Here is a 23,261-nt window from a genome sequence, read left to right on the forward strand (position 1 = left end):
GCATCTTGTCGAAGAAGACCACGTCTGATCGCTCCGGCCGCGGCCGGAACACCGGCCGCCGGCACCCCCTCGCCACGGTCGCTCTGCTCGCCATCGGCCTCATGACCACGGGTGGCGCCTACGCGGCCGTCACGACCGCGGCAGCCGCCGACGAGACCGCCTCCCCCGCCGTGACCCAGTCGACGATCGACGAGGGCCAGGTGCTGTTCGACGCCAACTGCGCCTCGTGCCACGGCCTCGACGCCGCCGGCACCGAGAACGGCCCGACCCTGATCGGCGTCGGCTCTGCCGCCGTCGACTTCCAGGTCGGCACCGGCCGCATGCCGATGGCGCGCAACCAGCCGCAGGCCGAGCAGAAGCCCGCTCAGTTCACCGACGAGCAGGTCACCGCCCTCGCCGAGTACGTCGCCTCGCTCGCCCCCGGGCCCGCGATCCCCGACGAGGAGTACCTGCAGGCCGACGGCGACGCCACCAACGGCGCCGAGCTGTTCCGCATCAACTGCGCGATGTGCCACAACGTCGCCGGCGCCGGTGGCGCCCTCACGCAGGGCAAGTACGCCCCCACGCTCCGCGGCGTGCTCCCGCAGCACATCTACGAGGCCATGCAGACCGGCCCGCAGAACATGCCCGTCTTCAACGACCTGAATCTCAGCCCCGAGGACAAGGCCGACATCATCACGTACCTCAAGTACATCGAGGACAACCCGGCTCCGGGCGGGTTCCGACTGGGCGACCTCGGTCCGGTCGCCGAGGGTCTCTTCATGTGGATCTTCGGTCTCGGCGCCCTCGTCGCGGTCACGGTCTGGCTGACCGCCAAGTCGCACTGACGAACGTGATCCCCACCTCCACCACAGCAATCCGAAGGGACGTCAATGGCACAGCATGACGACGCCTCGACGCCTGGGTCGTCCATCGAGCGCCACACCGAGTCGTCTCCGGGCACCGCGGTCGTGACGGCCGACGCCGCTCAGAATCCCGGCTTCCCGCCGCACGAGCCGCGCGTCACCGACGTCGACCCCAAGGCCGACAAGAAGGCCGAGCGCCAGGTCACGACCCTGTTCTTCCTGTCGCTCGTCGGCAGCATCTTCGCGGTCGCGGCGTACATCGCCTTCCCGATCGTCCCGGGTGACCTCGGCTCCGTCCGCCTGAACACCGCCCTCGTCGGCACCGGCATCGCCCTCGCGCTGCTCGGCATCGGCTTCGGCACGGTGCACTGGGCGAAGGCGCTCATGCGCGACACCGAGCTCGTCGAGCAGCGCCACCCCACGCGCGGCACCGAGGAGACCCGTGCGAAGGCCGTCGAGGTCTTCACGCTGGGCAACCAGGAGTCGGGCATCGGCCGTCGCGCCCTCATCCGCAACAGCCTCATCGGCGCCGCGGCCGTGGCCCCGCTGCCGGCGGTCGCGCTGTTCCGCGACCTCGCTCCTGCGGAGGACCCGAACGCGCTGCTCAAGCACACGCTGTGGGAGGAGGGCGTCCGCCTCACCCGCGACCCCGACGGCTCCCCCATCCGCGCCGCCGACGTCACCATCGGCAGCGTCTTCCACGTGATCCCCGAGGGGATCCGCGAGGAAGAGGAGTACCTCGAGGAGAAGGCCAAGGCGGCCGTGCTCCTCGTGCGTCTCAACCCCGGTGACCTCAACGAGCTTCCGGAGCGCGCGAGCTGGTCGTACGACGGCATCGTCGCGTACTCGAAGATCTGCACCCACGTCGGATGCCCGGTGGCCCTGTACGAGCAGCGCACGCACCACCTGCTGTGCCCGTGCCACCAGTCGGAGTTCGACATCGCCAATCACGCCGCCGTGATCTTCGGACCGGCGGCGCGGCCCCTGCCGCAGCTGCCCATCGCCGTCGACGACGAGGGCTACCTGATCGCCCAGAGCGATTTCACCGAGCCCGTCGGGCCGAGTTTCTGGGAGCGTGAGCGGGCATGACCACCGCCCCTACATCCACCCCATCCACACTGCCTCCGACGCGTACCGCGCGTCTCACCGGGGCTGCCGCCAACTACATCGACGAGCGCACGAGCATCTCGGGCATCGTCAAGGAGCTCGGCCGCAAGATCTTCCCCGACCACTGGTCGTTCATGCTCGGCGAGGTGGCGCTCTACAGCTTCGTCGTCATCCTGCTGAGCGGCACGTGGCTGACGTTCTTCTTCCAGCCGTCGATGGCCGAGGTGCACTACGAGGGCTCCTACGTGCCCCTCAAGGGCCTCGAGATGTCCATCGCGTACGCGTCGGCGCTCGACATCTCGTTCGACATCCGCGGTGGTCTGCTCATGCGGCAGATGCACCACTGGGCGGCGCTGCTCTTCATCGCGGCCATCGGTCTGCACATGCTGCGCGTGTTCTTCACGGGCGCGTTCCGCAAGCCGCGTGAGATCAACTGGTTCGTCGGCTTCGTCCTCTTCATCCTCGCGATGGCCGAGGGCTTCACGGGCTACTCGCTCCCCGACGACCTGCTCTCCGGCAACGGTCTCCGCATCATCGACGGCATGGTGAAGGCCATCCCGATCATCGGTGTCTGGATCTCCTACCTCCTGTTCGGTGGCGAGTTCCCCGGCACGGACGTCGTGGCGCGCTTCTACTCGCTGCACATCCTGCTGCTGCCCGCGGTGCTCGTCGCTGCGCTCGGCGTGCACATGCTGCTGCTCATCATCAACAAGCACACGCAGTTCGCCGGACCGGGCAAGACCAACGACAACGTCGTGGGTGTGCCGATCATGCCGGTGTTCGCGGCCAAGGCCGGCGGCTTCTTCTTCATCGTGTTCGGCGTGCTGACGGTCATCGCGGCCTTCTTCACGATCAACCCGATCTGGAACTACGGTCCGTACGACCCGTCGCCGGTGTCCGCCGGTACCCAGCCCGACTGGTACATCGGCTTCGCCGACGGTGCGCTGCGTCTCGTCCCGCCCCACCTCGAGACGGTGATCTTCGGCTACGTGTTCTCGTGGAACATCCTGCTGCCGCTCGGCGTGCTGCCGCTGTTCCTCGGCGCCGTGGCGTTCTACCCCTGGCTCGAGGCCTGGATCACGGGTGACAAGCGCGAGCACCACATCGCCGACCGTCCCCGCAACGCCCCCGTCCGCACCGCGATCGGCGCCGCCGGCGTCACCTTCTACGCCGTGCTGTGGGCCGCTGCGAGCTCGGACCTGATCGCGACCCACTTCGGGCTCGGCATCGAGATGGTGATCCACACGCTCCAGGCGCTGCTGTTCATCGGACCGGTGGTCGCGTTCATGCTGACGCGTCGCATCTGCCTCGGTCTGCAGCGTAAGGACCGCGAGATCGCGCTCCACGGTTTCGAGTCGGGCCGCATCGTGCGTCTCCCCGGTGGCGAGTACATCGAGGTGCACGAGCAGGTCGACGAGTACGAGCGCTGGAAGCTGCTGGCGTACGACGACTACCAGCCGCTCATGCTGCGTCCGAACGCCCGTGGCCAGATCACGGTCGGCGAGCGGATCCGTTCGCGGCTCTCCGGCTGGTTCTACGAGGACCGGATCAGCCCGGTCAACCAGCGCGAGCTCGAGGAGTCGTCGCACCACTAGGTCGCGACACGAAGGGGCCGGATGCCAGTGGCATCCGGCCCCTTCGTCGTTGCTGCCGTCGCGGTGCAGGCACGGAGAAGGGGCGGCACCCCGTCGGGTGCCGCCCCTTCCGGGCTCGGGGCTACGCCTCGAAGACGGTCTCCCCCGCCACGACGGTGCGGACGACGCGCAGATCGAGCAGGGAGCGCTCGGGCTCGGCGAACGGATCGGCGTCGAGCACGACGAGGTCCGCGTCGTAGCCCGCCCGGATGCGGCCGAGGCGGTGCTCCTCCCCGTAGGACGCGGCGGCGTCGAGCGTGACGTGACGCAGCGCGGCCGCAAGCGGTACGGCGTACTCCGGCTGCGCGGGCGGCAGTTCCGGCTGCAGGGCCGATCCCCTGGTCGTCGCGATGTGCAGGTTGGCGAGTGCGTGGTGGGGCGCGGTCGGGGCATCCGTGCTGAAGGCCAGCCGGGCGCCGGCCTGCGGGAAGAGCGGCCAGGCGAAGCCGTGGTCGGCGCGCTCGTCGCCGAGCTGCACTCGCCAGTTGTCCTGAATGGCGGGGTCGGCATGCACGGGCTGCATCGACGCGGTGACGCCGATCCGCGCCATCCGTGCCGGCGTCTCGGCGGAGACGACCTCGAGGTGCTCGATGCGGGGCCGACGGTCCCAGCGCTCCCGCGTGTCGACGAGCTCCTCGAGCACGTCGAGCGCGAGTTCGCTCGCCCCGTCCCCGATCGCGTGCATCGCGATACGAAGACGTGCGTCGTCCGCGGCGAACACGACGGGAGGCAGCGCGGCGGACGGCCACAGCGGCTCGCCGTTCGAGCCGTCCGCGTAGGGCCGCACCATCGTCGCGGTGCACGCGTCGATCACGCCGTCGAGGATGAGCTTGATGCCGATCACCCGAAGCCACGGCGAGCCGTCGCGGGCGAACTCGGCCGCCCGGGCGACCTGGGCGAGGTTCTGCTCGGGGTCGCCGGAGTCGGCGACGAGCCAGTGGGCGGCGACCCGCACGGGGAGGCGGCCGCCGCGCCGCTCGGCGCAGCGGGAGAGAGCGGCCCACGCGAGTTCGTCCATCGCCATGTCGACGACCGAGGTGACCCCGGCCGCACTGTAGGCGGCGAGGGCGCGCTCGATCGCAGCGTCGCGGTCGTCGTCGCTGGCGAGCGAGGCGAGGTGGGCGCCCGCGAGCTCGAGGCCGGCCCGCTCGTAGAGCATCCCCGCGGGGGCGCCCGTGGCGTCCCGAGAGATGCGGCCGCCGAGCGGGTCGGGGGTGTCAGCCGTGATACCCATCGCGCGGAGGGCGGCCGAGTTCACCCACACCGAGTGCAGGTCGTTCGCGTCGAGGAAGACCGGCACGTCGGGCACGGCCTCGTCGAGCATCGCGGCGGTAGGCTCGCCCTCGACGGCGTCGAAGAGCCAGCCGCGACCGAGCACGACGCCGCCCTCGTCGCCGAGCGCCGCGCGGGCCTTCCGCAGCCGGCGCTGGATCTCGCCGAGGTCGCGCGCGTCCGTCAGCTCGACCTTGCCGAGCGCCTCGCCCAGCCAGAGCAGGTGCACGTGCGAGTCGATGAAGCCCGGCAGCACGAGTCGTCCGGGGAGTTCGACGATGCGCTCCCCCTGCGGCGCGGGGCCCCCCGGCGGCAGCACGTCGACGATGGTGCCGCCGTCGATCACGACGCCGGAGCCCTGGTCGAGGGCGAAACCGGTGACGTCCGCCGCATCGGCGGCGGGACTGAGTACGTTCGCGGCGGTCAGCACCGTGCGGGTCATGGGCGGCCCGCCTCGAGCGTGTGCGCACCGGCATCCGGAACGGCCTCGGCGGCGGCCCTCTCACGGCGCTCGATGCGGCTGGAGAGGCGGGCGATGAGCACGACCGGCACGGCGATCGCCCAGCTGATGATCGCGATCGTCCAGCCGAAGCCGGCGTAGCCGAAGGTCTCGGCGAGCCAGGCACCGACGATCGGGGCGAAGCTCGAGCCGATGAGGTAGACGCCGAGGCAGGGGCCCGACCAGCGGCCGTTGGCGTCGAGCGCGGCGGCGGTGGCGATGAAGAGCAGGAAGACCGCGAGGTAGACGGTGTTCCAGGCGATCAGCACGATCGTCAGCACGGTCGGATCGGTCGCGAGCGACGCGGCGAGCTTGAGCCCGCCACCGAGCACGAGCAGCACGAGGAGAGGCACGGCGCGACCCAGCCGGTCGCCGATGAAGATCAGCACGATCGAGGCGAGCAGCCCGCCGGCGGTCGACGCGCTCAGCACGAAGCCGAGCCCGGCGTCGTCGAGGCCCGCCTGGTCGGCGCCCATCGCGCCGGCGAGAGCCCAGAGGGAGTCCTCCCCCACCGCCCACAGCGCGAAGAGCGCGAGGATGCCGATGCCGGCGGCGGTGAGGGCGCGCGACGGTGCCGCGGCCGCGGCGACGGCCGGTCGCTCCGCGTCGTCGAACGCCGCGAGGGGCGCAGCCGGCAGCCAGTGCGAGACGAAGAGCACCGCGAGGGCCATCCCCGCGACGAGGCCGAAGGCGCTACCAAGCGTGATGCCGAGCAGCGGGATGACGGCGAGCACGACGGTCACGATGCCGCGGTTCACGAGGCCGCTGACGGCCGAGATCCGGTTGGGGTTGCGCAGGGCGGCGAGGGCCGCGCCGCTCGAGGCGACGGCGCCGCCCGCTCCGGCACCGCCGACGATGACGCCGGCGATCGTCAGGGCGGGGCCGAGCCCCAGGGCCGCGACGCCGTAGCCGACGACGGTGACCGCGAGGCCGACCCTGGCGACGAGGGTGCGGCGGCGTCCCTCGGCGAGGCGTGTCACGGCGAGGCAGGTCAGGGCGGTCGCGAGGAGGGAGCCGGTCATGACGGCGCCCGCCTCGGTCGCGCCCGTGCCGAGCGCCTCCTGCAGGGCGATGATCATGAACGGCAGCACGTTCGCCGTCAGCAGGCCGATGACCGCGAGCCCGAAGGTCGAGACCGCGCGCGGCAGGGTGAGGGGCAGCCGTTCGACCGCGCCGGGTGCATTCGTCATGATCGTCCTTCCGATCGGGCGTGGCGTCCTCGCTCCGCACCCGGCAAACTAATGGCGTTAGTTATAGCGGTCCGCGAACCGGGGCCGCAATAGGCTGAGGGCCTTCGGCTCGGACGGGGGGATCGTGGGCAGACCGAGCGCTCCCCTGCTCAGCGTCGACAAGATCGCGGATGCCGCGGTGCGGCTCATCGACCAGGGCGGCCCGTTCACGGTGCAGGCCGTCGCGCGGCAGCTGCACGTCTCCGCGCCCTCGCTGTACAACCACGTGCAGGGGCGCGACCACATCCTCGAGCTCGTGCGGGCGCGACTGGCGAGCCGGGCGGGGCTGGCCGCGGCCGAGGCATCCGACTGGGAGCAGGCCGTCGAGCTGTTCGTGCGGGCGCACCGGCGGCTGTTCGCAGGGCACCCGCGGCTGATCCCGCTGCTCGTCGGGCAAACGATCCGCGATCCCGGCGTGCTGCAGGCGTACGCGCACCTCGCCCGGGTGCTCGAGCGGGCGGGCTTCGCGCGCGACGAGCTGCTCACCGTGATCTCGGTGCTCGACGCCTTCGCGCTCGGCTCCGCGCTCGACTCGGCGGCACCGGCCGAGGTGTGGCACAGCGACGACGAGGACTTCGCGGCCCTGCTCGCCGAGACGGCGGCGCCGAGGGCGGAGGCGGCGCTCGACGCGGGCATCGCGATCCTGCTCGACGGTCTCCGCGCGCGGCTACGCACGGACCAGGAGCCGATCTCCGACTGAGGACGAACTAGCGCCCGGCCGCGCCCGCCGTCGGTGCGGCCAGCGATCCGGGGCGCAGCCCGAGCATCGCCTCGACCGCCTGCGTCGCGAGCGACACCTGCACCGCCGGGGCGCCCCAGTGCACGAGGGCGTGGGCGTTGAGCCCGTCGATCATCGCGAGGACATGCCAGGCGGTGTCGCCGGGGTCGTCGCAGCGGAAGACGCCCGCCGCCGTCCCCTCGGCGATGACGTCGCGGATCATCCGCTGCCAGTCGTCCATCTGCTCCCGCACGGCCGCGGCGAGGGCGTCGTTGCGGCGGCCGAGCGCCCATGCGTGCACCCACACCGACGTCACGTCGTGCCGGCTGCCGTCGAGCAGGGTTCCGAGCAGCAGCGAGAGCTTGCGCTGCGGGTCCCCCTCCTCGCCGAGCAGTTCGCGGAGCTCCGTGAGCTCGTCGGCGACGATGCCGGCGAAGGTCTCCGCCACCAGCGCGTCCATGCTGGCGACGTAGTGCGCGACGAGGGCGGGCGTCATCGCGGCCTCGGTCGCCACCGCCCGTTGGGTCACGGCGTCGAGGCCCTGACGCAGCGCGATCGCCCGCGCGGCGGCGGCGATCTCCACCCGCCGGCCGTCCGGGGTCTTGCGGGTGCGCGCGGGGCGTGGCGTTGACTGCATCACACGTCATTCTGTACTGTCGGCGCTGTTGATCAAGCGGTCAACAACGCCACGGAAGGATGACGATGACCTGGCGGATGCCCTCGGAGACAGCACTCCACGAACGGACGTGGATGGCGTTCCCCCGCGAGGGGCTGACCCTCGGCGAGACCCCCGCGGAGCGCGAGGAGTGCTACGCCGCGTGGACGGAGGTCGCGCTCGCGGTGGCCGAGTTCGAGCCCGTGAGCATGGTCGTCGACCCGACCGAGACCGAGCGCGCCCGCCGGATGCTCGGCACCGCGGTCGACCTTGTCGAGGCACCGCTCGACGAGTTCTGGATGCGGGACTTCGGCCCCACCTTCGTGCTCGACGACGAGCGGCCGGGCGTGCTCGGCGCCGTGGACTGGGTGTTCAACGGCTGGGGCGACAAGGACTGGGCCGAGTGGCGGGTGTCTGCGGGCATCGCTCGCGCCGTCGCCGATCTCGTCGGCGCCGAGCTCGTCGAGTCGCTGCTCGTCAACGAGGGCGGCGGCATCCACGTCGACGGCGAGGGCACCGTGCTCGTCACCGAGACCGTGCAGCTCGACCCCCGCCGCAACCCGTACGCGGACAAGTCGCGGGTCGAGGCCGAACTGCGTCGCACCCTCGGTGCCACCCACGCCGTCTGGCTCCCCCGCGGACTAACCCGCGACTACGACGAATTCGGCACGAACGGCCACGTCGACATCGTCGCCACGATCCCCTCGCCCGGCCGGCTGCTGCTGCACACCCAGACCGACCCCGCACACCCGGACCACGCCGTGACCCGCGAGCTGCGCGGGCTGCTCTCCCGCCAGACGGATGCCGCAGGTCGACCCTTCGAGATCGTCGAGCTGCCCGCGCCCGCGACCATCAGCGACGACGAGGGCTTCGTCGACTGGAGCTACGTCAACCACCTCGTCGTCAACGGCGGGGTGATCGCCTGCGGCTTCGGCGAGGAGAAGGCGGATGCCGACGCGCGCGCGATCCTCGCCGACGCGTACCCCGGCCGGCGCGTCGTGACCGTCGATGCCCGCCCGATCTTCGCCCGCGGCGGCGGCATCCACTGCATCACGCAGCAGCAGCCGGCTCGGACGGAGGCAGCGTGATCGACGTCGTCGAAGCCTCCATCGCGGCCCTGCGGCGCGCCCTCGAGTCCGGCGAGGCGACGAGCGTCGAGCTCGTGCAAGCGTACCTCGACCGGATCGAGGCGTACGACGGCCCCGGCACCGCGACCAGACTCAACGCCGTCGTCGTCCGGAATCCTCAGGCGCTCGCGGAGGCTGCCGCCTCGGACGAGCGGCGGCGGCGCGGCGAGACGCGCGGACCGCTCGACGGGATCCCGTACACCGCGAAGGACAGCTATCTCGTCGCCGGCCTCACCGCCGCTGCCGGCAGTCCCGCCTTCGCTGACCTCGTCGCGCAGCGCGACGCCTTCACGATCGAGCGGCTCCGCGGCGCCGGCGCCATCTGCCTCGGACTGACCAACATGCCGCCCATGGCCAACGGCGGGATGCAGCGCGGCCTCTACGGGCGCGCCGAGAGCCCCTACTCCCCCGACCACCTCCCGGCGCCGTTCGCCTCGGGCTCGTCGAACGGCTCGGGTACCGCGACCGCGGCGAGCTTCGCGGCCTTCGGCCTCGGTGAGGAGACGTGGTCGAGCGGCCGGGGCCCCGCCTCCAACAGCGGCCTGTGCGCCTACACGCCGTCGTGGGGCGTCATCTCGCTTCGTGGCAACTGGCCGCTCGTGCCCACGATGGACGTCGTCGTGCCGCACACGCGCACGATGGCCGACCTTCTCGAGGTGCTCGACGTCATCGTCGCCGACGACCCCGAGAGCCGCGGCGACTTCTGGCGCGCACAACCCTGGATCCCGCTGCCCCGGGCATCCGAGCTGCGCCCGGCGAGCTACGCGGAACTCGCGAGCGACGACCGCGCACACGCCGAGCGTACCCTCGCGGGGCGGCGGTTCGGCGTTCCGCGGATGTACGTCAACGCGGATGCCGAGGCCGGCGTCGGCGCGACCGGGATCGGCGGTCCGACGGGCCGGCGCATCGAGACGCGCGCCTCGGTGATCGAGTTGTGGGAGGCCGCGCGACGCGACCTCGAGGCCGCGGGCGCCACCGTCGTCGAGGTCGACTTCCCCGCCGTCAGCAACTACGAGGGCGACCGCGCGGGGGCGCCCACCATCGCCACCCGAGGCCTGGTCCCGCCCGAGTACCTGCGCCGGGAGATCCTCGACCTCTCGGCCTGGGCCTGGGACGACTTCCTGCGCGCCAACGGCGACCCCGCTCTGCCCGACCTGACGGTCGTCGACGGCTCACGCATCTTCCCGCACCCCGACGGCGCCCTGCCCGACCGCTACGACGGCTTCGACGACGACATCGCCGACTATCCCCGGCACGTGCGGGAGCACCCCGTCGCATCGCTCGAGGAGATCCCCGAGCTGCCCGCGGGGCTGGCCGGGCTCATCGCGACACGACGGGTCGACGTCGAGGACTGGATGGACGCGCTCGGTCTCGACGCCGTGCTGTTCCCCGCGGTCGCCGATGTGGCGCCCGCGGACATGGACGTGAACGAGGCATCAGCCGACCTCGGCTGGCGCAACGGCGTGTGGGTGGCGAACGGCAACCTCGCGATCCGCCACCTCGGCATCCCGACGGTCACCGTGCCGATGGGCACGATGTCCGACACCGGGATGCCGGTCGGGCTGACGTTCGCGGGACGCGGCTACGACGACAACCGGCTGCTCGCGATCGGCGCCGCCTTCGAGTCGCTCGCGCCTCGGCGCACCGAGCCGGGCCGCACGCCCCGCCTCTGACTGGCCGGTGCGGTCGGGCGCGGGACTCAGTCCCGCGCGCGCCGCAGCAGCGTCAGGGTCAGCACGACCGCGACGGCCATGAGCGCGGCGCCGACGCCGGAGGTGATGACGACCCCGGCGTCGAAGGCGTGCCGGGCCGACTCCGTGAGCGCGGCGGCGAGGTCGGCGGGCAGCTCTCGCGCGACCTGCAGTGCGCCCGCTAGGGTCTCGCGCGCGGCATCCGCCTCGCTCGCGGCGACGCCCGCTGGCACGTCGAGCTGAGCGCGGTAGGTGGCGGTCAGCACGCCGCCGAGCACGGAGGTGCCGATCACGGCGCCCGCCTCGTACGCGGTCTCGGAGATCGCCGAGGCCGCGCCCGCCTTCGCGGCCGGGGCGCTGGAGACGATCATGTCGTTCGACAGCGTCTGCGCCGCGCCGTCGCCGATCGACAGGATGGCGAAGGCGACCATCAGGAGGAGCAGGGTCGCCTCCGTACCCGCGACCGCGATGAGTGCGAACGCCACGGCGGAGAGCACGAGGCCGCCCGCCATGACGACGGCCGGGCGCACCCGGCGCACGAGCCGCACGGCCAGCAGGCCTGCGACGACCATGCCGACGGTGCCCGGCACGAGCACGAGCCCCGCCTGCAGGGGCGAGAGCCCCTCGACGAGCTGCAGGTGCTGCGGCAGGTAGTAGAGCAGCCCCACGAGCGAGACTACGGACACGAGGTTGACGAGCACGGAGCCGGTGAAGGCGGGGACCGTGAACAGCCGCACGTCGAGCATGGGAGTGGGCACACGGAGCATCCGGCGCACGAAGGCCGCACCCGCGGCGACGCCGACGAGTGCCGCGATGATCGCGACGGTGTCGACCCCGTGCGTCGCGACGTGCTTGATCGCGAAGACGATCGGGGCGAGCGTCAGCATCGACAGCAGGATGCCGACGGGATCGATCGGCCCGGGAGCGGGGTCCTTCGACTCCTTGATCAGCCACGGCGCGAGCAGGAACAGCGGCAGCAGCACCGGCACGGCGATCAGGAAGACGGCACCCCAGGGCGCGTGCTCGAGCAGCAGCCCGCCCGCGATGGGGCCGATGGCGGAGCCCGCGGCGAAGCCGGTCGCCCAGATCGCGATCGCAAGGCGGCGCTCGGAGCGGTCCTCGAACATGCCTCGGATCAGCGACAGCGTGCAGGGCATGAGGGCGGCACCGAAGACGCCGAGCAGCAGGCGGGCGAGCACGAGCATCTCCGCGCTCGTGGAGAACGCGGCCAGCACGGACACGGCGGCGAACCCGGCCGAGCCGATGAGGAGGAGCCGCCGCCGGCCGATGCGGTCGCCGAGCGAACCCATGGCGACGAGCAGCCCCGAGAGGGCGAGCGGGTAGATGTCGATGATCCACAGCTGCATCGCGGCGCTCGGCCGTAGCTCGAGCGCGATCTGCGGCAGCGCGAAGCTCAGCACCGTGTTGTCGACGGAGACCAGCAGCACGGGGAGCATGAGGACGGCGAGCCCGGCCCAGGCGCGGGTGGTCGCCTTCGGAGGAAGGAGTGCGGTGGTCATCCCGGTACTATACCGTCTGGACGGTACAGCCGACTAGGGTGAGCACATGTCCTCTGCTCGAGACCGCATCCTCGACGCTTATGAACGGCAGATCCTCGCCGGCGGCGAACGCGGCACGACCCTCGACGCCGTCGCGGCCGATGCCGGCGTCTCGAAGGGCGGGCTGCTCTATCACTTCAGCTCGAAGGATTCCCTGCGCTCCAGCCTGCTCGAACGTCTCGTCGAGCGCTCGCAAATCGACGCTGCCGAGATGCCGCAGCTGCCGGAGGACGCCGTCCGGCTGTTCGTCGAGTCGAGCGCGGACACCGCCGACCAGCTCCACTCGACCTTCCTCGCCTCTCAGACGCTCGCCCGCAACGGCCACGCGGATGCCGCGGAGGCGATCCGCACCGTCGAGCAGGGCTGGTACGACCGCCTCGCGGAGGCGACCGGCGACCCGCTCGTCGCCCGGATGGCGCAGCTGATCGGCGACGGCATCTACGACAACGCGGCGATCGATCCCGGTGGCGACGGCTTCACGCTGACCCCGTCCGCCGAGGAGCGCGAGGCGATCACCGAGGCGCTGATCTCGCTGCTCGACCGCTGAGCGGAGCCCGAAGCGCGCGGGTGGAGAGCGCGGGACGACGGAAGCGGCGGCCCGGACCAGGGTCCGAACCGCCGCTCCGCGCCTAGCCACCGGTCACTCCGTGGTGGTCTCCCGCTCCGCCGCGGCCGTCGAGAGCGTCTCCCCGCGGAAGAACGCGGGCGACTTCACGGCCTGCACGACCATCAGCACGACGCCGAGCGCGAGGATGCCGACGCTCGCGACGAACACGAGGCCGATGCCGTCCTCGGCCATGCCGTCAGCGCCGACCCGCGTCGTGAAGATCGCCGACCCCGACCCGAACGCGGGGTCGATCGAGTCGATCGCCGTCTTCGCGAAGAGCGCGAGCAGCGCCACTCCCCCGACGAGCGGCAGCAGGAAGCGCGTGAGAGCCGTGCGGACGTTGACGAACCACGTGCGGCGGAAGTACCAGACGGCCGCGACGCCCGTGAGCCCGTAGTAGAAGCACACCATGAGGCCGAGGGCACTGATCGTGTCCCACAGCGCGTTCTCCGAGAGCAGGCGCATGCCCGCGTAGAGCACCGTCGCCGTGACCGCCGCGGCGAGCGTCGCCACCGAGGGGGACTTGAAGCGCGGGCTGATGCGCGAGAAGACATCCGGGATCGCGCGGTAGTAACCCATCGCGAGGATCGTGCGCGACGGGGAGATCATCGTCGACTGCAGCGACGCCGCCGAGCTCAGCAGGATCGCGATCGACATGAGGATCGCGAACGGCCCCATGATCGGCGCCGACAGCACGGCGAAGATCGACTCCTGGTTGTCGGGGTTGCCCGCGCCGAGGCCGGTCTCGCCGACGCCGGCGTAGGCGAGCGTGGCGATCGTCACGGCGAGGTAGACCGCCATGATCACGAAGATCGTGAGGATGGCGGCGCGTCCCGGCGTGCGCTTGGGGTCCTTCGCCTCCTCGTTCATCGTCACGACGACGTCCCAGCCCCAGAACAGGAAGATCGCGAGCGAGACGCCGGCGGAGAGCGCCGTCACGCTCGAGGCCGCGAGAGGGTCGAACCAGGCGAGCGTGACCGGCTGAGGGTCGTAGCCGCCGCCCTGCGCCACGGTCACGAGCGCGGCGACGACGTACCAGCCGAGCGCGAGCAGCTGGAAGGCGACGAGCCCGACCTGCACCTTCTGCGTCGCCTCGACGCCCCGGTAGCTGATCCACGCGGCGACGGCGGTGAAGACGCCGGTCACGAGCAGGTTCAGCCAGAGGATCCCCGTGAGGTCGGCGATCGCCGGGTCGCCGAGCACCTGCGCGAGCAGGATGAAGGTGAAGTCGACCGCGACGGCGGCGAGGTTCGACAGCACCAGGATCGTCGAGGCGACGAGCCCCCAGCCGGCCATCCAGCCGATCCAGGGACCGAACGCCCGCGTCGCCCACGTGAAGCTCGTGCCGGAATCGGGCATCTCGCTGTTGAGCTCGCGGTAGCCGAAGAGCACGAAGAGCATCGGCACGAAGCCGATGAGGAGCACCGCGGGCACCTGCACGCCGACCTCGGCGACCACCGGTCCGAGGCCCGAGGTGAGCGTGTAGGCGGGCGCGATGCTCGACACCCCGACGATGACGCTGCCGAGCACCCCGACCTTGGCGACGCTGAGTCCCTTGGCGTGGAAGCCTCGGTCGTCGCGCCGCCCCGTGCGGGTCACTCGCTGGTCGGTCTGACTTGTCACACTGGCTCCTTTGCCATCGATGTTCTCCTCGGGCTCCCGCTGCGCGTCACGCGGCGGGAGAGGTCTGGCTCGCCGCCTGATAGTCGCGCGGCACGACGACGACCGCGGCCGGGATGCGGCGCAGCAGGCGCTGGGCCGTGCCGCCGATGAAGACCCGTCCGCGCGGCGCGAGACGGCTCGAGCCCACGAGGGCGACCTCTCCGTCGAGCCACGTCGTGCGGCCGATCGCATCGTCGAGGTCGGCGCCGGTGACGGCGGCGACCTCCGAGCCGTCGGCGGTGAGCAGCTCCTCGGCGCGCTCGCCGAGGGCGAGGCCGCCGAACCGCTCGGCCTGACGTACGAGTTCGTCGCGCACCTCGCCGCCCTCGGGCTGACCGGGCAGCAGCGTCAGCAGCCGCAGAGGCACCGCGCGCCGGTCGGCCGCCTCGACGGCCGTGCCGATGACGGCGGATGCCCCGGGGCGCGTGCCGTACACCGCCGTCAGCCGCGGCGGCGCGTCGGTCGAGTCGAAGCCGGCGGGAGCGAGCGCGACGGGAACGGGCGACGAGTGCAGGAGCGCGCTCAGCGTCGTGCCGAGCGCGAAGCGCTGCAGCAGCGGGTTCGAACGAGCGCCGACGACGATCGCGCTCGCGTCGTGCTCCTCGGCCGCCTCGAGCAGCCCGCGGGCCTCCGACTCGGCGGCGCGCACCTCGCTGCGGGCCGACACGTCCTCGGGCACCCGATCGAGTGCCTCCCGCTGCCACTGCTCGAGTCGCTCCCGCACGATCGGGTCGTGCACGTGGCGGGGCGAGGGACCACCGCCGTAGGGCGACGGCTCCGGCACGACGAGCGTGACGACGAGTTCAGCCTGCGCTCCGCGGGCGAGGCTGATGCCGAGCGCGAGGGCCTCGGCGCCCCTGGCATCAGCGACGTACCCGACGACGAAGCGCTGCCGGCCGTACAGGTTCTCGACCTGGTCCACAGGCGTGTTCCTTCCTTGCGGCATGCCGGCGACAGCGCCGGACGCGCGCGACGATCCCACCGCTCGTGCGGCGGCGACGACTACCGACGGAGCCCCGGTGGCTCCGCGTCGGACCCGCGGACGGCGCCGCGACGGTCACCGCGTCGTGACTGCGCTTCGCCGAGCAGGTCCATGAACGCGATTGTTGATCACGCGATCAAAAAGTGCAAACGCGGACGCCTCGGCGGTCACCGCTCGGGGAGGGACACGAGGGCCCATAGCTCGGCGCGATCGGCGAACGAGTCCAGGTCGAGCTCGAGCGCCCGGGCGACCCGCTCCACCCGTGCGCGGAGGCCGTGCCGGTGGAGCCCGGCGGCCTCCGCGGCCGTCTCCCAGCGGCAGTTGTGCAGGAACCAGAGCCGGGTCAGCCGCACGAGCTCGGCCCCCTCGCCGCCGAGCGCGGCGAGCCGGGTCGACGCCGCCTCCGTCATGCCCGTGCCCTGCAGATAGCCGAGCAACCGCCCTGACCCTGCTTCACTCCAGGGCAGTACTCCCCCGCCGCGCGCCTCGGCCTGGGCGTACGCCGATTCGGCCTCGGAGAGCGCGAGCTCGAACTCCCCGAGCGGGTGCGGGGCCGAGAGTCCCGCCGCGACGGTCTGCCGCTCGGCGGCGGCCACCAGCCACGGCACGGACTCCCCGTCGGCCAGGGCGACGAGCCGGCCTCCGGTCACGGTGGCGAAGCGGGTGCGGGAGTGCTTCCGGGCGGTACGCCGCAACTGGCGCCGCAGCTCGTCGCCGCTCGCCCCTCCTCCGGCCACGAGCACGACGACGTCGCGCTGCGGGTCGAGCCGCCCGACGTCGCCCGCCGCGGATGCCTCCTCGAGCAGCCCCTGCGCGAGGTCGAGGCTGCCGGCGCGCAGCAGCCCGACCACGTGCGCGCGGATCGCGGCGAGGGCGGCGGCCTCCGCGGCATCCTGCTCCCGTGCCACCTCGACGAGCGCGATCCCGGTCATGAGCACCGCCCGGGCGCTGGCGTCGAGCGGATTCGGCGATGCGAGCGCGAGGGCGCCGCGCGGGCGGTCGCTGCGGCCGAGCGTCTGCACCACGACGTCGTGGCCGTCGACCCGCTGCGACCCTCCGGCACGGCGGCGGCGGGCGAGCAGGCGCCGCACGTCCTCGTGCGCGGCGTCGTTCACGGCCGCGGGCAACCGCGTCGCCGGCTGCTGCTCGACGAACTCGCCGTCGGAGTCGAAGAGCACGACGGTGGCCCCGAGCTGCCGGGCCGTCTCGAGCAGCGCCGCCGAGACGCCGCCGCCGGACACCGCGGCGAGCGAGATGGCCTGCTGAGCCGAGAGCGCCCACTCGCTGCGGGCGGCGGCCTCGCGGGAGAGCTCCCGGGCCGCCCAGGTGATGAGCGCGACGAACGGCACGTCGTAGGGCACCTCGACGAGCGCGAGGCCGACCTCCCTGCACGCCGCCACGAGTGCCGCCGGGGTGTCCGCCCGCACGACCTCCGCGCCGAAGCCGATGCCGAGCACCCCGGCGCCCTGCAGCCGCCGCACGTAGTCGACGAAGTCGGCGTCGCCGAAGCGCTCGAACTGCAGCCCCGTGGTCAGCACGAGCTGCCCCGGCAGGAGGAACGGGCTGGGGTCCGGCAGGTCGGAGCTCGAGAGCCAGGTCAGCGGCTCGTCGAGCGCGGCCGACGAGGCGCGCACGGTCAACCGGAAGCCGGGTTCGGCGACGAGGCGGCGGAGGGTCACGGACATGGGCCCAGCGTAGGGCCATTGTGCCGGAATGTCGGATGCAGCGGCAGAACTGCCAGAACGGCACTGTCCGACGCGGGTGCCCGTTCCTAACCTGGCCACCAGTACCGACCAGAAGGACGAAGCATGACGACGACGTTGGCGCTCGCTCCCGTCGGGGGACCCACCCTCCCCCAGGAGCGACGGATCCTGACTGAGATCCCCGGACCGAAGTCCCGGGAGCTCTTCTCGCGCAAGCAGCACGCCGTGCCCGGGGGCGTCAACATCGCCCTACCGGTGTTCGCGGCCGCGGCCGGCGGCGGGGTCGTCGTCGACGTCGACGGCAACTCGCTCATCGACCTCGGCTCCGGCATCGCGGTGACGAGCGTCGGCAACGCCGCCCCCGAGGTGGTCGAGGCCGTCACGGCGCAGGTCGCACAGTTCACGCACACGTGCTTCACGATCACGGGGTACGAGGGGTACGTCGCGGTCGCGGAGAAGCTCAACCGCCTCACCCCCGGTGACCACGAGAAGCGCACGGCGCTCTTCAACTCGGGCGCCGAGGCGGTCGAGAACGCCGTCAAGATCGCCCGCAGCCACACCCGTCGGCAGGCGGTCGTCGTGTTCGACCACGCCTACCACGGCCGCACCAACCTCACGATGGCGATGACCGCCAAGTCGATGCCGTACAAGAGCGGGTTCGGCCCCTTCGCCTCCGAGATCCACCGCGCCTCGCTGTCCTACCCCTACCGCGACGGCCGCAGCGGTCCCGAGGCCGCCGCGATCGCGATCTCGGAGATCGAGAAGCAGGTCGGCGCCGAGAACCTCGCCGCGATCGTCATCGAGCCAATTCAGGGCGAGGGCGGCTTCATCGTGCCGGCCCCGGGCTTCCTCCCGGCGCTCGCCGAGTGGGCACGGGAGAACGGCGTCGTCTTCATCGCCGACGAGATCCAGACCGGCTTCAGCCGCACCGGTGCGCTCTTCGCCTGTGAGCACGAGGGCGTCGTGCCCGACCTCATCACGACGGCCAAGGGCATCGCGGGCGGCCTGCCGCTCTCCGCGGTCACGGGCCGCGCCGAGATCATGGACGCCGCGCACGCCGGCGGCCTCGGCGGAACCTACGGCGGCAACCCCGTCGCCTGCGCGGCCGCTCTCGCCTCCCTCGAACTCTTCGAGCACGGCGGCCTGACCGAGCGCGCCCGCGAGATCGGCGTCGTGCTGCGCGGGGCGCTCAACGCCCTCCGCGTCGAGGACCAGCGGATCGGCGACGTCCGGGGCCGCGGGGCGATGATGGCGATCGAGCTCGTCGACCCCGGGACCGGGGAACCGGACGCGGCGCTCACCAAGAGCGTCGCCGAGTACGCCGGCGCCGCCGGAGTCATCCTGCTCACCTGCGGCACCTACGGCAACGTCATCCGCTTCCTCCCGCCCCTGACGATCTCCGACGACCTCCTGCGCGAGGGTGTTCGGGTCGTGCGCGAGGCGCTCGCCGCGGCTCCGCGATGACCACGCTCCTGCTGCCCACCGGCGCCGACACCGGCGGCGTGCTCGCCGACGCCCAGCGTCAGCTCGCCCAGGCCGTCGAGGTGCTCGGCTACGACGACGGGTTGCACGCGATGCTCGCGACCCCGCGCCGCGAGCTCACCGTCGCGGTGCCGCTGCGCCGCGACGACGGGTCGACGACACTCTTCACCGGCCACCGCGTTCAGCACAACCTCTCGCGCGGCCCCGCCAAGGGCGGCCTGCGGTACAGCCCCCACGTCAGCCTCGACGAGGTGCGCGCGCTCGCGATGTGGATGACGTGGAAGTGCGCCCTGCTCGACGTGCCGTACGGCGGAGCCAAGGGCGGCATCGCCCTCGACCGCACGCAGCTGAGCGACGCGGAGCTCGAGCGCGTGACCCGCCGCTTCACGAGCGAGATCCTGCCGCTCATCGGGCCCGAACGCGACATCCCTGCGCCCGACATCGGGACCGACGAACGCGTCATGGCCTGGATGATGGACACCTACTCCGTCGCCACCGGGTACACCGTGCCGGGCGTCGTGACGGGCAAGCCCCTCAACCTCGGCGGCTCCCGTGGCCGCGCGTCCGCCACCTCCCGCGGCGTGGTGCACGTCGCCCTCCGCGCCCTCGAGCACGTCGGCCTCACCGGCCCCGGCCGCACGGCCGCCGTGCAGGGCTTCGGTAAGGTGGGCCGCGACACCGCCCGCTTCCTCACCGAGGCGGGAGTGCGCGTCGTCGCCGTCAGCGACCAGTACGGCGCCCTGCACAACCCCCGCGGGCTCGACGTCGCCGCGCTCGCCGACCACGTCGACGCGACCGGCCGGGTGCCGGGCTTCCCCCTCGCCGACGAGCTGCCGCCCGCCGACCTGCTCGAGCTCGACGTCGACCTGCTCGTGCCCGCCGCCGTCGAAGGCGTGATCACCGCCGAGAACGCCCCGCGCGTGCGGGCCCGCGTCGTCGTCGAGGGCGCGAACGGCCCGACGACCACGGAGGCCGACCGGGTGCTCGAGGAGCGCGGCGTGCTCGTCGTGCCCGACATCCTCGCCAACGCCGGGGGCGTCGTCGTCTCCTACTTCGAGTGGGTGCAGGCGAACCAGGCGTACTGGTGGAACGAGCACGATGTCGAGGACCGGCTCGCCGAACGGATGACGAGCGCCTGGACCGACGTGACGGATGCCGCGCGCCGCCGCGGCCTCTCGCTGCGCGCCGCGGCGATGTGCCTCGCCGTCGAGCGCGTGGCCGACGCCCACAACCTGAGAGGACTGTACCCGTGACCATCACCTCCCCCGAGGCATCCGTCGACGCCGCCGAGCGCGACCTGCTCGAGCGCGTGCCGACCGGGCTGTTCGTCGGCGGCCGCTGGACCCCCTCCCGCAGCGGCGGCACGCTCGACGTCGCCGACCCCTCGACCGGACGCGTGCTCACGACCATCGCCTCCGCCGATCCCGAGGACGGTCTCGCCGCCCTCGACGCGGCCTGCGCCGCGGCGGACGACTGGGCGCGCACGCCGCCCCGGCGCCGCGCCGAGATCCTGCGCCGCGCGTGGGAGCTGCTGCAGGAGCGCCGCGACGAGTTCGCGCTGCTGATCACGCTCGAGATGGGCAAGCCGCTGCACGAGGCGCAGGGTGAGGTGACCTACGGCGGCGAGTTCCTGCGCTGGTTCAGCGAGGAGGCCGTGCGGATCACCGGCCGCTACGGAATCAACCCCGAGGGCACCGGCCGCACCATCGTCAGCCATCACCCCGTCGGACCCTGCCTGCTCATCACGCCGTGGAACTTCCCGCTCGCGATGGCCACCCGCAAGATCGCGCCGGCCCTCGCCGCCGGATGCACCGTGGTCGTCAAGCCCGCCGAGCTCACCCCGCTCACGACACTGTTCTTCGCCCGGGTGCTCGAGGACGCCGGCGTGCCGGCCGGGGTCGTCAACGTGATCCCGACGAACAGCTCCAAGACGGTGAGCGCGCCGATCATCGCCGAGCCGCGTCTGCGCAAGCTGTCCTTCACCGGCTCGACCGAGGTCGGCAAGGTGCTGCTGCGGCAGGCCGCCGAGAACGTGCTCCGCACCTCGATGGAGCTCGGCGGCAACGCGCCCTTCCTCGTCTTCGAGGACGCCGATCTGGATGCCGCCGTGGAGGGCGCCCTGCTGGCGAAGTTCCGCAACTCGGGCGAGGCGTGCACCGCCGCCAACCGCTTCCTCGTGCAGCGCTCCGTGGTGCGCGAGTTCTCCGACCGCGTCGCCGCGCGGGTCGAGGCCATGCGAGTGGGGCGCGGCACCGAGCAGGGCGTGCAGGTCGGCCCGCTCATCGACGCCCGCGCCGTGGCGAAGACTTCCGCCCTCGTCGCCGACGCCGTCTCGCGGGGCGCCGAGGTGCGTACCGGCGGCGATGCCCTGCCGGGCGAGGGCACGTTCTTCGCGCCCACAGTCGTGACCGAGGTGCCCGCGGACAGCGACCTCTTCCGCACCGAGATCTTCGGCCCCGTGCTCTCGATCGTCCCGTTCGACGACGAGGACGAGGCCGTGCGCCTCGCCAACGGCACCGAGTACGGGCTCGCCGCGTACGTCTACACACGCGACCTCGCCCGCGGACAGCGCATGATGGAGGGTCTCGAGACCGGCATGCTCGGTCTGAACGCCGGCGTGATCTCCAACGCTTCCGCCCCGTTCGGCGGAGTCAAGCAATCGGGTCTCGGTCGCGAAGGCGGCGTCGAGGGCATCCACGAGTACCTCACGACGAAGTACACGATGACCCCCGACCCCACGATCTGACTCTCAGGAGAAACCGCACCATGGAACAACTGCACCGCGACGTCGTCGTGATCGGCGCCGGGGCGACCGGGCTGACGGCGGCGACGGAACTGCGCCGCCGCGGCCACGACGTGATCGTGCTCGAGGCGCGCGACCGGGTCGGCGGCAGGCTCTGGACCGACACCATCGACGGGCAGCTGCTCGAGATCGGCGGCCAGTGGGTCTCGCCCGACCAGGACGCCCTCCTCGAGACGCTGGCGGAGCTCGGGCTCGAGACCTACAGCCGCTACCGCGACGGGGAGAGCGTCTACGTGACGAAGGACGGCGAGGTGCGCCGCTTCTCCGGCGACATCTTCCCCGCCGGGCCCGAGACCGAGGCGGAACTCACCCGGCTCATCGCCCTGCTCGACGGACTCGTCGCCGAGGTCGATCCGGCCGCACCGTGGGCGCACCCCCGCGCCCGCGAGTTCGACCACGTCTCCTTCCGCACCTGGCTCGAGCAGCAGTCGGACGACGAGGAGGCGCGCGACAACATCGCCCTCTTCATCGCCGACGCGATGCTCACCAAGCCCGCGCACGCGTTCTCGCTGCTGCAGGCCCTGCTGATGGCCGCGAGTGCCGGCAGCTTCAGCAACCTCGTCGACGCCGACTTCATCCTCGACAAGCGCGTCGTCGGCGGGCTGCAGCAGGTGCCCCTCCGCCTCGCCGAGGCGCTCGGTCCCGACGTCGTGCGACTCGGCAAGCGCGTCGAGACCGTCGAGTGGACCGCGGCCGGAGCGACCGTGACGACTCCGGATGTCACGGTGGCCGCCCGCCACGTCGTCGTCGCGGTTCCGCCGAATCTCTACTCGCGCATCGACTTCTTCCCCGCGCTCCCCCGCCTGCGCCAGCAGGCCCAGCAGCACCAGTCCCTCGGGCTCGTGATCAAGGTGCACGCGACCTACGAGCGGCCGTTCTGGCGAGAGGCCGGCCTCTCGGGCACGGCCTTCAGCCCGTACCAGCTCGTGCACGAGGCCTACGACAACACCAACTTCGGCGACGAGCGCGGCACGCTCGTGGGCTTCGTCTCGGACGAGAAGGCGGACGGCGTCTTCGCCCTGCCGGCGGAGGAGCGCAGAGCACGCATCCTGCAGTCCCTCGCCGCGTACTACGGACCGGACGCGCTGACCCCTGTCGTCTACTACGAGAGCGACTGGGCGGCCGAGGAGTGGACCCAGGGCGCCTATGCCGCGAGCTTCGACCTCGGCGGGCTCACCCGCTACGGAGCGCTCGCTCTCGAGCCCGTCGGGCCCATCCGCTTCGGGTCGAGCGACCTCGCCGCCCACGGGTACCAGCACGTCGACGGCGCGATCCGCGTCGGGCGCCGGATCGCCGCGGAGATCGCCGATGCCGATGCCGCGGCCGAGCAAACAGGAAGCAGGGCAGCATGAGCGATTACGCGGTCATCGATCCGTCGACGGGTGAGCGGGTCGAGGAGTTCGAGGTCATCTCGGAGGCGGACCTGAAGTCCGCGATCGGCAGCGCGCACGAGGCGTACACGACGTGGAGCCGCACCACATCGGCGGAGCAGCGGGCGGCGCTGATCCGCCGGGTCGCCGAACTGCACCTCGAGCGCAAGGACGAACTCGCCGAGATCATCGTGCGGGAGATGGGCAAGCCCCTCGCCCAGGCGGTCGGCGAGGTCGAGTTCGCCGCGGACATCTACGCCTACTACGCCGACAACGGCCCCGGCTTCCTCGCCGACGAACCCATCCAGGTCGACGA

19 protein-coding genes are annotated in these 23,261 nt (G+C 72.2%); 12 read left to right on the forward strand and 7 right to left on the reverse strand.

What is annotated here, in order from left to right; all coding sequences use genetic code 11:
* Positions 1–5 precede the first annotated feature (5 nt).
* From qcrC to qcrB, 3 genes are read left to right on the forward strand one after another with little or no spacing between them, the layout of a single operon-like run.
* Positions 6–827 carry a cytochrome bc1 complex diheme cytochrome c subunit gene (gene qcrC / locus JUB10_RS12025; RefSeq protein WP_455905761.1) on the forward strand — a complete coding sequence of 274 codons (822 nt, stop codon included), beginning with the start codon at positions 6–8 and terminating at the stop codon, positions 825–827.
* A 45-nt stretch (positions 828–872) separates the two neighbouring features.
* On the forward strand, positions 873–1,934 hold the full coding sequence (qcrA, locus tag JUB10_RS12030) for a cytochrome bc1 complex Rieske iron-sulfur subunit (protein ID WP_207456998.1): 1,062 nt from the start codon (positions 873–875) through the stop codon (positions 1,932–1,934).
* Positions 1,931–3,547 (forward strand): cytochrome bc1 complex cytochrome b subunit, encoded by a 1,617-nt coding sequence (gene qcrB, locus JUB10_RS12035; protein ID WP_207456999.1) that lies wholly within the window; start codon positions 1,931–1,933, stop codon positions 3,545–3,547. The genes qcrA and qcrB overlap by 4 nt, the downstream gene beginning before the upstream one ends.
* Positions 3,548–3,668: 121 nt before the next feature.
* Here the strand turns inward: qcrB and JUB10_RS12040 are convergent, their stop codons facing one another.
* Both JUB10_RS12040 and JUB10_RS12045 read right to left on the reverse strand, forming a co-directional pair.
* Positions 3,669–5,300: an amidohydrolase gene (locus JUB10_RS12040; RefSeq protein WP_207457000.1), complete on the reverse strand. Its 1,632-nt coding sequence runs from the start codon at positions 5,298–5,300 to the stop codon at positions 3,669–3,671.
* Positions 5,297–6,547: an MFS transporter gene (locus tag JUB10_RS12045; protein WP_207457001.1), complete on the reverse strand. Its 1,251-nt coding sequence runs from the start codon at positions 6,545–6,547 to the stop codon at positions 5,297–5,299. Before JUB10_RS12045 ends, JUB10_RS12040 begins: the two co-directional genes overlap by 4 nt.
* Before the next feature lie 124 nt (positions 6,548–6,671).
* Between JUB10_RS12045 and JUB10_RS12050 the strand changes: the two genes are divergently transcribed.
* On the forward strand, positions 6,672–7,286 hold the full coding sequence (locus tag JUB10_RS12050; RefSeq protein WP_207457002.1) for a TetR/AcrR family transcriptional regulator: 615 nt from the start codon (positions 6,672–6,674) through the stop codon (positions 7,284–7,286).
* A gap of 7 nt (positions 7,287–7,293) precedes the next feature.
* Here the strand turns inward: JUB10_RS12050 and JUB10_RS12055 are convergent, their stop codons facing one another.
* Entirely contained in the window at positions 7,294–7,941 is a 648-nt protein-coding gene (locus tag JUB10_RS12055) for a TetR/AcrR family transcriptional regulator (RefSeq protein WP_207457003.1), read from the reverse strand.
* Between the two features lie 65 nt (positions 7,942–8,006).
* Between JUB10_RS12055 and JUB10_RS12060 the strand changes: the two genes are divergently transcribed.
* Positions 8,007–9,047 carry an agmatine deiminase family protein gene (locus JUB10_RS12060; RefSeq protein WP_207457005.1) on the forward strand — a complete coding sequence of 347 codons (1,041 nt, stop codon included), beginning with the start codon at positions 8,007–8,009 and terminating at the stop codon, positions 9,045–9,047.
* Positions 9,044–10,759 (forward strand): amidase, encoded by a 1,716-nt coding sequence (locus tag JUB10_RS12065; protein ID WP_207457007.1) that lies wholly within the window; start codon positions 9,044–9,046, stop codon positions 10,757–10,759. Before JUB10_RS12060 ends, JUB10_RS12065 begins: the two co-directional genes overlap by 4 nt.
* Positions 10,760–10,785: 26 nt before the next feature.
* On the opposite strand, the gene JUB10_RS12070 is transcribed toward JUB10_RS12065, so the two are convergent.
* Entirely contained in the window at positions 10,786–12,297 is a 1,512-nt protein-coding gene (locus JUB10_RS12070) for an MFS transporter (protein ID WP_207457008.1), read from the reverse strand.
* A gap of 46 nt (positions 12,298–12,343) precedes the next feature.
* Between JUB10_RS12070 and JUB10_RS12075 the strand changes: the two genes are divergently transcribed.
* A complete protein-coding gene (locus JUB10_RS12075; protein WP_207457009.1) occupies positions 12,344–12,883 on the forward strand; it encodes a TetR/AcrR family transcriptional regulator in 540 nt (179 codons plus the stop codon).
* Positions 12,884–12,976: 93 nt separating this feature from the next.
* Here JUB10_RS12075 and JUB10_RS12080 read toward each other — a convergent pair whose 3' ends face one another.
* The 3 genes from JUB10_RS12080 to JUB10_RS12085 form a co-directional block, all read right to left on the reverse strand.
* Entirely contained in the window at positions 12,977–14,542 is a 1,566-nt protein-coding gene (locus tag JUB10_RS12080) for an APC family permease (RefSeq protein WP_307859214.1), read from the reverse strand.
* A 70-nt stretch (positions 14,543–14,612) separates the two neighbouring features.
* Positions 14,613–15,527, reverse strand: coding sequence for a universal stress protein (locus tag JUB10_RS14695; protein ID WP_307859210.1), 915 nt, complete (start codon positions 15,525–15,527; stop codon positions 14,613–14,615).
* 227 nt (positions 15,528–15,754) lie between these two features.
* Complete coding sequence (locus JUB10_RS12085) at positions 15,755–17,272, reverse strand: PucR family transcriptional regulator (RefSeq protein WP_207457011.1); 1,518 nt, start codon at positions 17,270–17,272, stop codon at positions 15,755–15,757.
* A gap of 123 nt (positions 17,273–17,395) precedes the next feature.
* Here JUB10_RS12085 and gabT point away from each other — a divergent pair, with 123 nt between their 5' ends.
* From gabT to JUB10_RS12105, 5 genes are all read left to right on the forward strand, one after another.
* On the forward strand, positions 17,396–18,754 hold the full coding sequence (gabT, locus tag JUB10_RS12090) for a 4-aminobutyrate--2-oxoglutarate transaminase (protein ID WP_207457012.1): 1,359 nt from the start codon (positions 17,396–17,398) through the stop codon (positions 18,752–18,754).
* Positions 18,751–20,025, forward strand: a complete 1,275-nt coding sequence (locus JUB10_RS12095) for a Glu/Leu/Phe/Val family dehydrogenase (RefSeq protein WP_207457013.1) — start codon at positions 18,751–18,753, stop codon at positions 20,023–20,025. The genes gabT and JUB10_RS12095 overlap by 4 nt, the downstream gene beginning before the upstream one ends.
* Positions 20,022–21,518: an NAD-dependent succinate-semialdehyde dehydrogenase gene (locus JUB10_RS14700; protein WP_307859211.1), complete on the forward strand. Its 1,497-nt coding sequence runs from the start codon at positions 20,022–20,024 to the stop codon at positions 21,516–21,518. The genes JUB10_RS12095 and JUB10_RS14700 overlap by 4 nt, the downstream gene beginning before the upstream one ends.
* The gene (locus JUB10_RS14705) at positions 21,515–22,927 is read left to right on the forward strand and encodes a flavin monoamine oxidase family protein (RefSeq protein ID WP_374191701.1); all 1,413 of its coding nucleotides are present in this window, start codon (positions 21,515–21,517) and stop codon (positions 22,925–22,927) included. Before JUB10_RS14700 ends, JUB10_RS14705 begins: the two co-directional genes overlap by 4 nt.
* Positions 22,924–23,261: aldehyde dehydrogenase family protein (locus tag JUB10_RS12105; RefSeq protein WP_207457014.1), on the forward strand; the 338-nt coding region annotated here is incomplete at its 3' end. The genes JUB10_RS14705 and JUB10_RS12105, both read left to right, overlap by 4 nt.

The sequence above is a fragment of the Desertivibrio insolitus genome, from assembly GCF_017355965.1.
Taxonomy (GTDB): domain Bacteria; phylum Actinomycetota; class Actinomycetes; order Actinomycetales; family Microbacteriaceae; genus JAFIQW01.

Excerpts from the sequence above, each read along its gene's own strand:
- JUB10_RS12040 (WP_207457000.1), bottom strand. The coding sequence starts at position 5,300 with ATGACCCGCACGGTGCTGACCGCCGCGAACGTACTCAGTCCCGCCGCC.
- JUB10_RS12055 (WP_207457003.1), bottom strand. The coding sequence starts at position 7,941 with ATGCAGTCAACGCCACGCCCCGCGCGCACCCGCAAGACCCCGGACGGC.
- qcrB (WP_207456999.1), top strand. The coding sequence starts at position 1,931 with ATGACCACCGCCCCTACATCCACCCCATCCACACTGCCTCCGACGCGT.
- gabT (WP_207457012.1), top strand. The coding sequence starts at position 17,396 with ATGACGACGACGTTGGCGCTCGCTCCCGTCGGGGGACCCACCCTCCCC.
- JUB10_RS12075 (WP_207457009.1), top strand. The coding sequence starts at position 12,344 with ATGTCCTCTGCTCGAGACCGCATCCTCGACGCTTATGAACGGCAGATC.
- JUB10_RS12085 (WP_207457011.1), bottom strand. The coding sequence starts at position 17,272 with ATGTCCGTGACCCTCCGCCGCCTCGTCGCCGAACCCGGCTTCCGGTTG.
- JUB10_RS12095 (WP_207457013.1), top strand. The coding sequence starts at position 18,751 with ATGACCACGCTCCTGCTGCCCACCGGCGCCGACACCGGCGGCGTGCTC.
- JUB10_RS12045 (WP_207457001.1), bottom strand. The coding sequence starts at position 6,547 with ATGACGAATGCACCCGGCGCGGTCGAACGGCTGCCCCTCACCCTGCCG.
- JUB10_RS12070 (WP_207457008.1), bottom strand. The coding sequence starts at position 12,297 with ATGACCACCGCACTCCTTCCTCCGAAGGCGACCACCCGCGCCTGGGCC.
- qcrA (WP_207456998.1), top strand. The coding sequence starts at position 873 with ATGGCACAGCATGACGACGCCTCGACGCCTGGGTCGTCCATCGAGCGC.
- JUB10_RS12060 (WP_207457005.1), top strand. The coding sequence starts at position 8,007 with ATGACCTGGCGGATGCCCTCGGAGACAGCACTCCACGAACGGACGTGG.